Genomic DNA, 15,261 nt, shown 5'->3' with positions numbered 1-15,261 from the left:
CGGTTATAACAGTGTCGACTGACTCTAATGCTCAGGGCTATGCTGGTTGCAGGTTCGCATAACCGACCACCAGCCATTTACTCCCTTCGGAATCAAAGTTGACCTGCACCCGGGCTTTGGGGCCTGAACCTTCATAATTCACCACAATGCCATCACCGAAAACCTGGTGACTGACCCGTTGTCCCAGAATAATCTGTGTTTCCGGCACCTCAGCGTGGTCAAGCATCGATGGGCGCTGTGGTTGCCGCGCAGTCACCGGGCGGCTGACACTGGCGTTGAGACGCACCTCTTCAAGACAGCTATCCGGTATTTCGCGGATAAAGCGGGAGGGGCGGTTAAAGGTTTCATTACCGTGCAGACGACGGGATTCTGCATAGGTGATAAATAGCTTCTGCATCGCCCGGGTGATCCCCACATAACAGAGCCGGCGCTCCTCTTCCAGGCGACCACCCTCCTCAATAGACATCTTGTGGGGGAATAACCCCTCCTCCATGCCGGCCAGAAACACCAGCGGGAACTCCAGTCCCTTCGCCGAGTGCAGGGTCATCAACTGTACCGAATCCTGATGTTCTTCAGCCTGAGCCTCGCCGGCATCCAGCGCCGCATCATCGAGAAATGCCGTCAACGGCGTACTGTTCTCATTGCCTTCCAGATCGGGTTGCCAGGTTGACAGATACTGGCGCGCTGCGCTGATCAGCTCTTCAAGGTTTTCCACCCGGGCCTGGGCTTTCTCACCTTTCTCTTTGAGGTGGTGCTCGATCAGCCCGGACCGTTTGATGGCATGTTCGGTCAGTTCGTGCAGATCGGTACCTTCGGTTTCCTGTGCGATCTGCTCGACCAGGTCGATAAAGGCTTGCAAAGCATTTGCTGCCCGGGCGGTGAGTTTATTCAGCTCAATCACCTCGTTCGCTGCCCGCCACATGGAGACTCCCTCGGTGCGGGCATGTAAACGCACCTCTTCGAGGGTTTTGCCGCCAATACCCCGGGTGGGCACATTGATCACCCGCTCCATGGCGGTATCGTCCTCCCGGTTGTTGATCAGGCGCAGGTAAGCGAGAGCGTTTTTGATCTCCAGTCGGTCATAGAAGCGTTGTCCGCCGTAGATGCGGTAAGGCATTCCTGCACGGATCAGCGCTTCCTCTAATACCCGCGACTGAGCATTGGAGCGATACAGAATCGCCGTCTCGCTGCGCAGGTTGCCCTTTCTGACCCAGCTATCTATCTGATCAACAATAAAACGTGATTCGTCCTGTTCATTGAAGGCTGCGTAGAGGGATATCAGCTCGCCATCCGCCTGATCTGTGCGCAACTCTTTACCCAGACGTCCCTGATTGTTGCGGATGACATCATTGGCCGCCTGCAGAATGGTGTTGCTGGAGCGGTAGTTCTGTTCCAGCTTAATCACCATGGTTTCATGAAAGTCCTGATTGAAACGCTGGATATTTTCGATCTTCGCGCCGCGCCAGCCGTAGATAGACTGGTCATCATCCCCAACCGCCATCAGCTTTTCCGGCTTCGGCTTGCGTGGGTCCATTGGCTGGCAGAGCAGCTTCAGCCAGGCATACTGGATGGAGTTGGTGTCCTGAAACTCATCTACCAGAATATAGCGGAAACGTTCCTGGTAATGTTCCAGCAGTGTGGGGTTGTGGTCCCGCAGCAGCTCCAGGCAACGTAGCAGTAACTCGCCAAAATCAACCATACCGCCGCGGTCACAGGCATTCTCATAGGCGGCATAAACATTCAGCATCACCTGAGCATTAGGATCGCCACCGGCTTCGATATGGCGGGCACGCAGCCCTTCATCCTTCTGGGCGTTGATATACCATTGAAATTGCCGGGCCGGCCAGCGGCTGTCGTCCAGATTCATCTCTTTAGCCAGCCGCTTAATCAGCCGCAACTGATCATCAGAATCCATGATCTGGAAGTTCTCCGTCAGGCCTGCATCGCGCCAGTGAGCCCGCAGAATACGGTGAGCCAGACCGTGAAAGGTGCCTACCCACATGCCACTGGGGTTGAGTCCCATCAGCTCCTCTATCCGGCTGCGCATCTCTTTGGCGGCTTTATTGGTGAAGGTCACCGCCATAATTGAGTAGGGGGAGAGCCCTTCGGTCTGCACCAGCCAGGCGATCCGGTGTACCAGAACCCGGGTTTTACCGGAACCGGCACCCGCCAGCACCAGCATGTTACAGACCGGAGCGGAGACCGCTTCCCGCTGGGCTTCATTAAGGGAATCAAGGAGATGGGATACGTCCATAGGGCTTCTTCAGATAGCTGTATAAATATTCAGTGGAGATTATAACGGCCGGGGCGGTCGGAGGCCAGACAGATCTTAAAGAGCCGTTGCTCGTCGCTCGAACGTCACAAAGAGCGTGACTTGCTCGTGACTCGGAAGAGCCTGCTTTACATTTGTAGGAGCGGCTTCCTGCCGCGATCAATATTGGAATATTTCCATTCGCGGCGGGTACCCAGAGGGCATGCTAAAGCCGCTCCTGGAATAAAAATTGTTATATTGGTTGTGCAGTCCAGGTTAATACCGCGAGCTAGGGTAACGCCGCAGGGGTCTTAATCCGCTGCAGTAGTATCCGGCGGAACTCTTCCGGGTCTTTGATCTTCTGGGTGGAGTTGGGGTCCAGTGCCGGGATCAGTCGGGATAACCAGAAACGCATCGCTGCGGTTCTCACCAGTTGGGGCCAGGCGAGGTATTCGTTGTCGTCGAAGGGTCTGACTTCGCCATAGGCGGTGAGCAGTGCCTGTTCCCGTTGCGGGTCAATCGAGCCATCCGGATTAACGCACCAGTCATTGGCGACAATCGCCAGATCATAGAGCAGATAACCGGTGCAGGCATTGTAGATATCCAGAATTGCGCTCAACTGGTCGCCCTCAAACAGAGCGTTATCATGGAACAGATCCCCATGAATTGCGCCCTGCGGCAGGTTCCAGGGTTGCTCCCTGAGTTGTTCAAACAGGGTGACTTCTGTGCGTAACAGTTGCGCATCTTCATCACTGAGCTTGCTGGCAATCTGCTGCGATTCCCGGCGCCACCAGAACACGCCGCGATGGGCCTGACGCTGCATATAAAAATCAAGACCTGCCTGATGAAACTGCCCCAGCGCGGCGCCTATCTGGTGGCAATGTTCCGGTGTCAGTTTCTCAATATGGTTGCCGGACAGTCTGGATTGCAGCAGCGCCGGGCGGCCATGCAGTGCTTTCAGGGCGATGCCGTTGCGATCTTTGAACGGAAAGGGCACCGGGCAGCCTCGTTCAGCTAGCCAGGTGGTCAGTTCAACAAAATAGGGCATCTCATCATGAGTCAGCTCTTCGAAGAGAGTAAGTACATACTCATGGTTCCCGGCCCCATCATTCAGGGTGACAAAATAGTTGGTGTTTTCGATGCCGCCGTCGATCCCTTTGAAACCAACCAGCTCTCCGAGATCGAAATCCTTTAACAGGGTTTCCAGATCGGTGTTACTTACATGTGTATATACAGCCATAAATACCGCTTATTTTTTACCAACTGAAAAGAATCCATTTAGGCAACATCAGGCTGGAGTCTTCAAATCGCTGAAACTCCCCCTCCTCGGTGGGCCGCAGATAGTAAGTTTTGCCGACCACTGGCTTAACTTTTATCTCTTTCAGTTTGCCGTTTACCCGATACTCAAAGTAGGTGGCCTTTTCTCCGTGGCGTATGGTGACCACCGGTTCATTGTCATCAAACTCTGGTAACACATCGGCACTGACTGTTGGCACCAGAGAGATTGAGCACAGCAGGGTAAGCAGGATTAAAATTTTTTTCATAACCACTCCGTGAACTGAGACGCCCCTTCTGTGTCGGAGGCTAATCTAATATGATGGTACTTCCGGGCACCAAACCCGATAACAATATCTCCTGACGGACAATGACTGCAATACCATGACCGCAAATACTTCTCCTATTATCTTAGTCGATGGATCCTCATACCTGTATCGGGCATTTTTTGCTGCTCAGCAGGCCGATATGCGCACCTCTGAGGGAGTTCCGACCGGTGCTGTGCGTCTGGTCACCAGTATGTTACGCAGCCTGATAAAACAGTATCCCCAAAGTCCGGTGGCGGTGGTGTTTGATGCCAAAGGAAAAACGTTTCGTGATGAGATCTATCCGGAATATAAAGCTCAGCGTCCGCCGATGCCAGATGATCTGCGTACCCAGATTGAACCGATCCATAATATTGTCCGGGCGATGGGCTTTCCGCTGGTCTGTGTAGAGGGGGTTGAAGCGGATGATGTGATTGGCACTCTGGCCCGTGAAGCGAGCGAGAAGGGGCTGCATACGATTATCTCCACTGGCGATAAGGATATGGCGCAGTTGGTGGACCAGCATGTCACGCTGATTAACACCATGAATGATTCCCATATGGATATCGATGGGGTCAATGAGAAGTTTGGTATTCCACCGAAGCTGATTATCGATTATCTGGCGCTGATGGGAGATAAGGTCGATAACATTCCCGGTGTGCCTGGGGTTGGGGAGAAAACTGCTCTGGCATTGCTGCAGGGGATCGGGGGGATTAAAGATCTCTATGAAAATCTCGATAAAATTGCCGATCTGGGGTTTCGTGGTGCAAAAACGATAGCCAAAAAGCTGGAGGACAATCGTGAGGCCGCTGAGCTGTCGTACCTGCTGGCAACAATTAAAACCGATCTTGATCTGGAGTGTGGCATCGAGGATATTCCGCTGCCAGTAGCCGATAATGAGCAGTTGCTGCGGCTGTTTCAGCAGTGTGAATTTCGCAGCTGGATCAGTGAACTGGATGCAGAGGCTGCCGAGGGAGCAAAAGCGTTAGAGAATGAATCGCAGCTGCCGGATGAGATCGTTTATGAAACTATCCTTACTCAGGATGAGTTTGATCGCTGGCTTAAGGTGCTGGAGGCCGCAGACCTGTTTGCTTTTGATACTGAAACAGACAGCCTCAACTATATGGAAGCGAATCTGATAGGTCTGTCGTTTTCGGTGGAGCCCGGAAAAGCGGCTTACCTGCCGGTTGCTCATGATTATATGGGGGCACCGGCTCAGCTGGATCGCAATGAAGTGCTGGCCCAGCTGAAACCTTTACTGGAGAGTGAGTCACATAAAAAGGTTGGTCAGCATATTAAATATGATATGAATGTGCTGGCCCGTTACGGGATTACGCTCCAGGGCGTTGCCTTTGATACCATGCTCGAATCCTATGCACTGAACTCCACCGCTTCGCGCCATAATATGGATGATCTGGCGGATTTCTATCTGGGGGTGAAAACGGTTAAGTTTGAAGAGATCGCCGGTAAAGGCAAAAAACAGCTGACCTTTAATCAGATCGAGATGGAACAGGCGGCCCCTTATGCTGCTGAAGATGCTGATATCACGCTGCGCCTGCATCAGGTACTGAATACAAAGCTGCAGCAGGACCCGACTCTGGAATCTGTCTTCTCCGATATCGAACTGCCTCTGATTCAGGTGCTGGCGCGCATGGAACAACAGGGGGCGATGGTGGATGCGACGCAACTGGCGATCCAGAGCCGTGAACATGGAGAGCGTCTGGTTGAGCTGGAGAAAAAAGCCCATGAGCTGGCGGGCGGGCCTTTCAACCTGGGGTCTCCTAAACAGCTGCAGGAGATTCTGTTCGAGCAGCAGAAACTGCCGGTGATCAAGAAAACCCCCAAAGGCGCCCCCTCAACCGCTGAAGAGGTGCTACAGGAGCTGGCGCTGGATTACCCATTGCCGAAGGTTATTATTGAACATCGCGGTCTGAGTAAGCTGAAGAGCACCTATACCGATAAGCTGCCGCAGATGATCAATCCTGCCAGTGGCCGGATTCATACCTCATACCATCAGGCGGTGACCGCCACCGGTCGGCTTTCCTCGTCGGATCCTAATTTGCAGAATATTCCGATCCGTTCCGCAGAAGGGCGGCGGATCCGGCAGGCGTTCGTTGCTCCACAGGGTTATAAACTGGTTGCGGCCGATTATTCTCAGATAGAGCTGCGGATCATGGCGCATCTGTCACAGGATAAAGGCTTGTTGAATGCTTTCGCCCACGGGGAGGATGTTCATAAAGCCACGGCCGCCGAGGTGTTTGGTGTGGCGCTGGATCGTGTCACCTCTGAGCAGCGCCGCAGTGCTAAAGCGATCAACTTTGGTTTGATTTATGGCATGTCGGCTTTTGGTCTGGGAAAACAGCTGGGTATCGGCCGGAATGAGGCGCAAACCTATATCAACCACTACTTTGATACCTATCCCGGCGTGCAGCGCTATATGGATGATATCCGTGCTCAGGCCGCAGAGAAGGGCTATGTGGAAACCCTGTTTGGCCGTCGTTTGTACCTGCCCGAGATCAAAGCCAGCAATGGTATGCGCCGCCAGGCGGCCGAGCGCACAGCGATTAATGCGCCGATGCAGGGTACCGCTGCCGATATTATTAAGAAGGCGATGGTGAAGGTGGATAGCTGGTTACAAAATAGTGATAGTGGTGCCCGCATGATTATGCAGGTACACGATGAACTGATTCTGGAGGTTCCAGAAGACAATGTTGAGTCAGTGTCAGACCAACTGGTCGAACTGATGCAGTCGGCTGCGGCGCTGGATGTACCTCTGCTGGTGGAAGCGGGGGTTGGTAATAACTGGGATGAGGCACACTGATACTAACTGATACTATAAGCTGACAATGTTGTGTCTGGTGTGCGGTCTTGCAGCAGTGAACTTTTCTTCTGAGTTTCACTCTTAATAGTGTGAGAGTTATATTCTTTGCCCTGTGTTAATCACTCAGGGACAGAACCCATGCCTGGGTTGGCTCTCATCATCAATGAAGCATATGAAAACAAATATGCCTTAGTGCTCTCGAAATCAAATGGTTCCCCTCCTGATGATTCCGGGAGCTTTTTTATGGCGCTGGCTTGGGGCTGTTATAGGGCAATGGTTGATGGCTCCAATGACTCGCTGAGCGGCTATTCAGCCGCGCTATCTTCCTCGAGTAACCAGCGATTGAGGTGCTCGCGCAGTTGTTCAACCCCCGTGGTTTTCAGCGCGGAAAAGGTTTGCACCGTTAACAAAGGGTTATTTTTCACATCCAACTGCTGTTTCATCTTCAGCAGCGCATTCTGTGCTGCGCCACGGTTCAGTTTATCCGATTTGGTCAGCAGAATGTGCAATGGCATAGCGGCCTCACTGCACCATTGAATCATCATCAGATCGAACTCTTTCAGCGGGTGGCGAATATCTACCATCAATACAACCCCGCGAAGGCACTCCCGGTTTTGCAGGTAATCGTCCAGATGTTTCTGCCAGTGCTCCTTCATGGCGATAGGCACTTTGGCATAACCATAGCCTGGCAGATCTACGATGCGCACGCCCTCAATGTTGGTATCGAAGAAGTTGATCAACTGAGTCCGGCCCGGGGTTTTACTGGTACGGGCCAGCTTGGCGTTGGTCAGTGTGTTGATTGCACTGGACTTGCCGGCATTGGAACGACCTGCAAACGCGACCTCTGCTCCGGTGTCTTCTGGACACTGGCTAAGCTTGCTTGCACTGGTGTTAAAACGTGTCAGATGGTACTGAATTTGGGGTAAAGACATATACTTTTTGCCTATCAGCCTGTAAATACAGACATTTATCGTTCCAGTTTGTATGGATATTAGGTTATAATTCGGCCGGAATTCTACCTGTGGCTGTAATATTACACCAGCCCGGGTGTTGGTCAGGTCGCCCTGTTTCAGTCTGATTAGCTTCAGAGTGTGGCAGAAACCGTTAGCAATCTATAGCAAGAGTCTGGGTTAGTCGATGAATAAACTACTGATCGCCATACTGGCAAGCGTGAGTATCATAAGTGTTGCACATGCGGCGGGAGATGCTGCTGCAGGACAGGGTAAAACCGCAATTTGCGGTGCTTGTCACGGAGCTGATGGCAACAGTGCTGTCGGAAACTTCCCTAAACTGGCAGGGCAGAATGAGAGCTACCTGCTGAAACAGTTGCAGGATATTAAAGCGGGCAACCGTACCGTTGTTGAAATGACCGGTCTGCTGACCAACCTGAATGATCAGGATCTGGCAGACATCGCGGCGTACTTCTCTTCCAAGACCGTTCAGATTGGCGCAGCTAAAGCGGATCTGGTTGCCGCAGGCGAGAAGATCTACCGTGCCGGTATCGCATCTAAGGGTGTGGCTGCATGTACCGCCTGTCACGGTGCACAGGGCAAGGGTATTGAAACAGCCGGTTATCCGGCTCTGAGTGGTCAGCATGCTCAGTACGTTGAAACTCAGCTGAAAAACTTCCGTTCCGGAGCGCGGGCTAACGATCCTCAGGCGATGATGAGTACTGTTGCTGCAAAATTGAGCGATCAGGAGATCCAGGCGGTTGCCAGTTATATCCAGGGTCTGAATTAAGATTCAGCTCTGAGTCAGGAAAGGCAGCGTAAGCTGCCTTTTTTATTGGCAAAAAGATTTGCGCCGGAGCTGAACTTGACGCATATTGGCCGGTCATAAGAGTTTGATTTTCTGAAAGGTTGGAGAGAGATATGTTTAGAAAACTCGCCATTGGGTTGTTACTGATCCTCACTGCTGTTATCGCACAGGCTGAGGAATATAAAGCCGGTGTGAACTATGACGTGATTGCCATGCCAGTTCCGACTGCCGACAAAACAAAAGTGGAGGTGGTAGAGGCTTTCGGCTATCTCTGTCCTCATTGCGCCCACTTTGAACCGCTGCTTCACAGCTGGGTAACGAAACTGCCCGCCGATGTTGATTTTGCACGGGTTCCGGTGATTTTTTCCCGCTCCTGGGAGCCGCTGGCCCGGGCGTATTACTCCTCTGAGATTCTGCATGACCTTGATAAAACCCATCAGGCAACTTTTGACGCGCTGCATAAAGAGCGGCGGCGGTTTAATAGCATGGAAGATCTGGCGAACTACTATGCTGATCTGGGGGTTGATAAGGATAAGTTCACCAAAATGACTCAGTCTTTCGCGGTGAATATGCGAATGAATCAGGGCGCTTCAAAGTTGAAGGGCTATGGTATTCAAAGTGTGCCTACCCTGATCGTAAATGGAAAATATCGAATTACCGCCGATAAGGCCGGAGGGCATGCCGGTATGCTTAAAGTGGCCGAGTACCTGATTGAGCAGGAGCGCAATGCGCAATAACATTATATAGATCAAAAAAGCCGCATTTAGCGGCTTTTTTATTGCATATTGAGTATGGATCATCGCAGAGGCTCTGGCTTGTCGGTTATAAAGTGACATAAAATTGGGCCTCACTATTATTATAGATTGGCTCTTCACAGGTATGAGAGATGGATCAGGACGACTGGAAAGAACGTTATAAAGTGCTTTCAGAGGAACTGGATCAACTGCAGTCTCAACTCAATGACCGACCTCTTCAGCATCTGATATTACAGATGGCAGTGGCCCTTGATGGACAATCTGAGCGGCTTGACCAATCGTTAACGATGCTGTGTGATCAGCTCAAAGCAGATAAAGCGGGTAAGCCCGATACCATCAATCTGGTTGAAAAGCAGCTTAGAGGGTTGGATCTCGAACAGCAGCAACATCGCAAAGAATTATTGCAGGGCTTGCAGAAGTGGGTCTATCAGCTGCGCCTGAATCTGACCACTGATCTCAGCAATCAGCGTTTAAGCGTCATTGAGGAGGCGATGACGCCCTTCTCGGGACAACCCGCCGAAGTTGCCTCTCTGATTAATGATCTGGTTGCCCTCCAGGCGCCGCTTCTGACTGACGATTTTACCGGCGGGCGGTCGCAGGGCATTCTTGCAGAACTCGGGCATGAAGATGAGGAGCTGTTACAAAAAATCGCTTCCGAGCTGCTTAGTCTGATGTCGGGTCTGCGTATTCCGCAGGGTGAGATGTCTCTGGCGCGGGAGTTAATCAGCCGGATTGAACGGGGTATATCGCTGAGTTGTCTGCCCGGTATTATCCAGGATCTCGTTGGGCTGGTGTCCCGGTTGAGCGCCTATAATAGTGAAGACTTTGAGGATTATCTGTTAAACCTCACCGGGCAACTGGCTGAAGTGCAGGCCTATGTTGAAGCAAGCCAGAAAGATGGGCAGCTGAATGAAGAGACAGCGTTGCTGAGTAACGGAATCCATCACGATGTGCAGGCGATTCACCAGGCGATGCAGGACTCAAATGACCTTCAGCAGCTAAAAAGTAATGTCTCATCACAGCTGCAGAACATTGTGAAATCGGTGGATCTTTTTAAGCAGAAGGAGGAAAACCGGGAACGACGGTTGCATGAACGTTACCTGCAGCTCCAGGAGCGCCTTGAGCAGATGGAGGAGCAAACGCAGCAGATGAAAGTGCATATGGAAGTTGAACGCCATAAAGCGTTGACCGACTCGTTAACTTCTCTGCCCAACCGTGCCGGATATGATAAACAGATCGCCGCAGAGTTTGATCGCTGGAAACGTTATGGTCAATGTTTTTCCATCGCTGTAGCGGATCTTGACCTCTTCAAGCGAATTAATGATTCCTATGGTCATCAGGCGGGAGATAAGGTGTTACGTCTGGTGGCCAGTATTCTTACCCGGCAATGCCGCTCTACCGACTTTGTCTCCCGCTATGGTGGCGAAGAGTTTGTGCTTCTCATGCCGGGGACGTCGGCGGAGCAGGCGCTCACAGCCGTTGATAAAATCCGTCATGCGGTAGAGAGCAGCCCGTTTAACTTTCATGGTGAGCCGGTCAGAATCACCCTGTCGCTTGGGGTCGCTGAAGTGCAGGCGGATGATACTGTTGAGGAGTTGTTTGGCCGGGCTGATAAAGCGCTCTATACAGCAAAACGCCTGGGGCGAAATCGTATTGAGCTGGGTTAACCTTTTCGGCCTCGGTGTGATCCAGCCCTTTACCTTGAGTGCCGAAGTGGGCAATATGCCTGCCTCACTCCAGAACAACTGACCACGGAACATAACAGCGGTGCGACGTTTACTCCGAATTTTCAAGATTACACGGGTTTTTGCCCGATACCGGCTTGATACCCTTTTTGAACAACTCAACCTGCGTTGGTATGCCCGTGTTCTATTAATGCTCATGCTATGGCGCTACGTGATACCGGTGGGGGGGCGTTCACAGGGTCAGCGGCTTCGTTTAGCGCTGGAAGAGCTGGGGCCGGTATTTATTAAGTTTGGTCAGATGCTTTCCACCCGGCGCGACCTGTTATCTGATGATCTCGCTCTGGAACTGAAAAAGCTACAGGATCAGGTGCCGCCTTTTGAGAGTGCTTATTCGCAGCAGCTGATTGAGCGGGCGCTGGGTGCCCCGGTCGAAGAGTTTTTTGCCGAATTTAATGCAACGCCGATGGCGTCTGCTTCGGTTGCACAGGTGCATGAGGCGCTGTTGTACAACGGTGAAGAGGTGGTGGTGAAAGTGATCCGGCCCGGTATCGAAAAAACGATCCGCAAAGATATGGCCGTGCTCTATACCATCGCTCAACTGGTGCAGGCGTTATGGGTTGAAGGGCGCAGACTGAAACCCGTTGAAGTGGTGGCCGACTATGAGAATACGATCTTTGATGAGCTGGATCTGCGTAAAGAGGCGGCTAACGGTTCCCAGATCCGGCGTAATTTTGAGAACTCTCCGATTCTCTATGTGCCTGAGATCTATTGGGATCTGACTCGCCAGAATGTGTTGGTCATGGAGCGGATTCATGGTATCCCGGTGGCTGACGTTGAACAGCTTAAAGCCCAGAATACCGATATGAAGAAACTGGCAGAGCAGGGGGTGGAGATCTTCTTCACCCAGGTTTTTCGCGACAGTTTTTTTCATGCGGATATGCACCCGGGGAATATCTTTGTCTCCCGGGAAAACCCCTCTGCGCCACAATATATTGCCGTTGATTTCGGCATAGTGGGCTCTCTTTCGCCGGAAGATCAAAGCTATCTGGCGCGTAACTTCCTGGCATTTTTCCAGCGCAACTACCGTCAGGTTGCACAACTGCATATCGATTCTGGCTGGGTTCCACCGGATACCAATGTCCAGGCATTTGAAACTGCTATCCGCAGTGTTTGCGAGCCGATCTTTGAAAAGCCGCTGAAAGATATCTCGTTTGGTATGGTGCTGATGGGATTGTTCCAGACCGCCCGGCGTTTCAATATGGAGGTCCAGCCACAGTTGGTACTATTGCAGAAAACGCTGCTGAATATCGAAGGGCTGGGGCGTCAGTTATATCCGGAACTGGATCTGTGGGAAACCGGGCAGCCGTTTCTGGAGCGCTGGATGAAAGAACGAATGGGCCCCAAAGCGGTCTACCGTTCTATGAAACAGCAAGCGCCTGACTGGCTGGATAAGATGCCGCACCTGCCACAGATGGCTTACGATGCGCTGAATCAGCTCAAGAGTCTGGATGATTCCCGGCGGCGGGATATGCTGGCCCTGAGTGTGGCCCGGCATGAGTTGCAACAGCAACGTGGTTATAAATGGCGCTGGATCGGGTTGATCTGCCTGGTAGCAGCGGCGGGTTTTTCGCTGGATGATCCTCTTTTTGCCGCTCGGGAGTTGCCGGCAATAAGCTGGCTGCTGGGTACGGCTGGCGTGGTGCTGTTGCTGCGTCACTGAACTGAAACAATAAACTATTACTCTTGCGCCTCCCGTGATACGGGGATAGTAGTGTTACAGAGTATCAGGTATTCTTGCCTGCTTAGATTTTGAAGATTATCAATATGTCTGAACAATGGTTACAACAGATCAAATGGAACAGTGATGGCCTTGTGCCGGCAATTGCCCAGGACTACCTCACCGGCAAAGTGCTGATGGTCGCGTGGATGAATCAAGAGGCGCTGGCGCTGACGGTGCAGGAAAACCGGGCTATCTATTGGTCCCGCTCACGTCAGAAACTATGGCGCAAAGGCGAGGAGTCTGGCCATGTTCAGCAGTTACATGATATCCGTCTTGACTGTGATGATGATGTGATTCTGCTCAGTGTTGAACAATTAGGCGGTATCGCCTGCCATACAGGCCGTGAGCACTGTTTTTTTAAAACCCTCAAAGAGGGTGAGTGGGTCGCAGTTGAACCCGTTTTGAAAGATCCCAATACGATTTACGACAAGTAAGGCCTTATATGAGTGATGTATTGACACAGTTGGGCGACATCCTGGAACAGCGTAAAGAGGCGACAGCTGAAAAGTCCTATGTTGCCAGCCTGCATGCGAAGGGGCTGAATAAGATCCTGGAAAAGATCGGCGAGGAAGCAACAGAAACCATTATTGCTGCTAAAGATGCCGAATTAACCGGTGATACCCAGGATCTTGTCTATGAAACTGCCGATCTGTGGTTTCATACTCTGGTGGCGCTGTCTCATCTGGGAGTACGCCCTGAGGCCGTTGTGAATGAACTCGCCAGCCGGTTTGCTATGTCAGGTCTGGAAGAGAAGGCGTCCAGGACAGAGCAAAAGTAGTTTTAATGCTGTTCCAGAGCAGAGATAAAACGAGTAATCTGGAACAACCAAACATAATTCAATCAACGAGCGGATATGCTCCGCCCAAGTAGTCAATCGGAGAACAATAATATGTTAGGTGGTATTAGTCTGTGGCAGTTAGCTATTCTTTTGGTCATTGTCGTACTGCTGTTTGGCACCAAGAAACTGCGTAATCTCGGTGGCGATCTGGGCGGTGCAGTTAAGGGCTTTAAGAAAGCGATGAATGAAGATCCCAAAGAGGAAGAGAAAAAGCTGGAAAATGATGCTGACTTTGCTGAAACAGATAAAGCTGAAGCAAATAAGCAGGCTAAAGAAGAGCCAAAAGCTGATAAATAACCGACAGGTAGCCGCAGATGTTTGATATCGGTTTTGCTGAGCTACTGATAATCGCTGTTGTTGGACTGGTGGTACTTGGGCCAGAAAAGCTTCCGGTTGCTGTGCGTACTGTAGGCCTCTGGGTGAGTAAAGCCAAAAGAACGCTGAGCAGTATTCAGTCTGAGATCAGTGAAGAGCTTCGTCTGGATGAGATGAAGCGTCAGATTGTCATGAAGCAGGAAGAGCTTGACCGTGAACTTGACGAAATGCGTCGCCCCTCCTCTGAAGGACCCGCCGCAACACAAGTGCAACAAACTACCCACAGTGCGGCTGTAGACGATAAATCGGAGCAGACGGGAAAAAACCAACAATCTGAAGTAAAGCCTGAACAGGAAAATACCAAGGCCGATGATAGACCCTAACCAGACCCACTCAGAGGATGATCAGGAGCAACCGATTGTCTCCCATCTGGTAGAACTGCGCAGTCGCCTGATGAGGGCATTGCTGGCAATTCTTATTCTGTTCCTCTGTCTGTTCTACTTTGCCAATAACCTCTACGAAATCGTTTCTGCCCCGTTGACTGCGCTGTTGCCAGCAGGCACCAGTATGATCGCGACAGATGTTACATCGCCTTTTTTTGCCCCTTTCAAACTGACACTGGTGCTGGCAATTTTTCTGGCGATGCCGCTTATCCTGCATCAGGTTTGGGGCTTTATCTCGCCTGGTTTGTATCAGCATGAGAAACGTTTGGCGGTACCGCTCCTTGCATCCAGTATTGTGCTGTTCTATTCCGGTATCGCGTTCGCGTATTTTGTTGTCTTCCCACTGATTTTCGGCTTTTTTACCAGTGTCGGACCTGAAAATGTTGCGGTGATGACCGATATCAGCAGCTATCTGAACTTTGTATTGAAGATCTTTTTTGCATTCGGCGTCGTTTTCGAAATTCCAATTGCTACATTACTGCTGGTGTGGAGTGGCATAACCGATGTTGAAAGCCTGAGAGCAAAGCGGGCATACGTGATTGTTGGCTGCTTTGTGCTGGGTATGTTACTGACACCCCCGGATGTGATCTCGCAAACCCTGTTGGCGGTACCGATGTGGTTGCTTTTTGAGCTGGGTATCGTTTTAGCAGTGATCGTTAAGCGCAAAGCGCCAGCGGAGGATGAAGCGGCGGAGTAGACTTAGGAGCCAGACGCTTCGCTTGATTAGCTGTTAGACGCGACTTCGTCGCTTGCTAGTGGCGAGAACGGAAACTGCGTTTCCTGCTAGAAAAAGCAAAGACAAAACATAAAAACCGCCGCGAGGCGGTTTTATGTTTAAGGGACGAGAGACTTTTCTTCTGACTTACCTTACGAAGTCAGTTTTCACAATATCCATAAAGAAGGTTCTGCTAGTGTAGTGTTTCACTCTTGATGATTCTTAATGTATCCTCAGCTCAAATACCCTGAGAGAATCGGACTTATCGCATGCGAATTGCCACCCCTATTGTGCTTACTGAAGAAGAAAAGGCTGAGCTG

14 protein-coding genes are annotated in these 15,261 nt (G+C 51.3%); 10 read left to right on the top strand and 4 right to left on the bottom strand.

Annotation, left to right across the window (positions count from 1 at the left end; genetic code table 11):
• Positions 1–37 precede the first annotated feature (37 nt).
• The 3 genes from uvrD to JW499_RS04130 all read right to left on the bottom strand — a co-directional run bounded on the left by uvrD (position 38) and on the right by JW499_RS04130 (position 3,795).
• Positions 38–2,254: a DNA helicase II gene (gene uvrD, locus JW499_RS04140; RefSeq protein WP_205209421.1), complete on the bottom strand. Its 2,217-nt coding sequence runs from the start codon at positions 2,252–2,254 to the stop codon at positions 38–40.
• A 286-nt stretch (positions 2,255–2,540) separates the two neighbouring features.
• Positions 2,541–3,491 (bottom strand): homoserine kinase, encoded by a 951-nt coding sequence (locus JW499_RS04135; RefSeq protein WP_205209420.1) that lies wholly within the window; start codon positions 3,489–3,491, stop codon positions 2,541–2,543.
• A 16-nt stretch (positions 3,492–3,507) separates the two neighbouring features.
• Complete coding sequence (locus JW499_RS04130) at positions 3,508–3,795, bottom strand: DUF2782 domain-containing protein (RefSeq protein WP_205209419.1); 288 nt, start codon at positions 3,793–3,795, stop codon at positions 3,508–3,510.
• Between the two features lie 115 nt (positions 3,796–3,910).
• Here JW499_RS04130 and polA point away from each other — a divergent pair, with 115 nt between their 5' ends.
• Entirely contained in the window at positions 3,911–6,652 is a 2,742-nt protein-coding gene (gene polA / locus JW499_RS04125) for a DNA polymerase I (protein WP_205209418.1), read from the top strand.
• Between the two features lie 305 nt (positions 6,653–6,957).
• On the opposite strand, the gene yihA is transcribed toward polA, so the two are convergent.
• Positions 6,958–7,584, bottom strand: coding sequence for a ribosome biogenesis GTP-binding protein YihA/YsxC (gene yihA, locus JW499_RS04120; RefSeq protein ID WP_205209417.1), 627 nt, complete (start codon positions 7,582–7,584; stop codon positions 6,958–6,960).
• 205 nt (positions 7,585–7,789) lie between these two features.
• On the opposite strand from yihA, the gene JW499_RS04115 reads away from it, so the two are divergent.
• The 9 genes from JW499_RS04115 to tatC all read left to right on the top strand — a co-directional run bounded on the left by JW499_RS04115 (position 7,790) and on the right by tatC (position 14,923).
• Positions 7,790–8,392 carry a c-type cytochrome gene (locus JW499_RS04115; RefSeq protein ID WP_205209416.1) on the top strand — a complete coding sequence of 201 codons (603 nt, stop codon included), beginning with the start codon at positions 7,790–7,792 and terminating at the stop codon, positions 8,390–8,392.
• Between the two features lie 131 nt (positions 8,393–8,523).
• A complete protein-coding gene (locus tag JW499_RS04110) occupies positions 8,524–9,147 on the top strand; it encodes a thiol:disulfide interchange protein DsbA/DsbL (RefSeq protein ID WP_205209415.1) in 624 nt (207 codons plus the stop codon).
• A 149-nt stretch (positions 9,148–9,296) separates the two neighbouring features.
• Positions 9,297–10,832 (top strand): sensor domain-containing diguanylate cyclase, encoded by a 1,536-nt coding sequence (locus JW499_RS04105; RefSeq protein WP_205209414.1) that lies wholly within the window; start codon positions 9,297–9,299, stop codon positions 10,830–10,832.
• 100 nt (positions 10,833–10,932) lie between these two features.
• Positions 10,933–12,570 (top strand): ubiquinone biosynthesis regulatory protein kinase UbiB, encoded by a 1,638-nt coding sequence (gene ubiB / locus JW499_RS04100; RefSeq protein WP_205209413.1) that lies wholly within the window; start codon positions 10,933–10,935, stop codon positions 12,568–12,570.
• A 104-nt stretch (positions 12,571–12,674) separates the two neighbouring features.
• On the top strand, positions 12,675–13,064 hold the full coding sequence (gene hisI, locus JW499_RS04095) for a phosphoribosyl-AMP cyclohydrolase (RefSeq protein WP_205209412.1): 390 nt from the start codon (positions 12,675–12,677) through the stop codon (positions 13,062–13,064).
• Positions 13,065–13,072: 8 nt separating this feature from the next.
• Complete coding sequence (locus JW499_RS04090) at positions 13,073–13,408, top strand: phosphoribosyl-ATP diphosphatase (RefSeq protein ID WP_205209411.1); 336 nt, start codon at positions 13,073–13,075, stop codon at positions 13,406–13,408.
• 111 nt (positions 13,409–13,519) lie between these two features.
• Positions 13,520–13,765 carry a Sec-independent protein translocase subunit TatA gene (tatA, locus tag JW499_RS04085; protein WP_205209410.1) on the top strand — a complete coding sequence of 82 codons (246 nt, stop codon included), beginning with the start codon at positions 13,520–13,522 and terminating at the stop codon, positions 13,763–13,765.
• Positions 13,766–13,782: 17 nt separating this feature from the next.
• A complete protein-coding gene (tatB, locus tag JW499_RS04080) occupies positions 13,783–14,166 on the top strand; it encodes a Sec-independent protein translocase protein TatB (RefSeq protein WP_205209409.1) in 384 nt (127 codons plus the stop codon).
• Positions 14,153–14,923, top strand: a complete 771-nt coding sequence (tatC, locus tag JW499_RS04075) for a twin-arginine translocase subunit TatC (protein WP_091353978.1) — start codon at positions 14,153–14,155, stop codon at positions 14,921–14,923. Before tatB ends, tatC begins: the two co-directional genes overlap by 14 nt.
• Positions 14,924–15,261: the final 338 nt, after the last annotated feature.

Source organism: Amphritea pacifica (genome assembly GCF_016924145.1).
Classification (GTDB): Bacteria; Pseudomonadota; Gammaproteobacteria; order Pseudomonadales; family Balneatricaceae; genus Amphritea; species Amphritea pacifica.
This window is presented reverse-complemented; position numbering and strand designations above follow the sequence as displayed.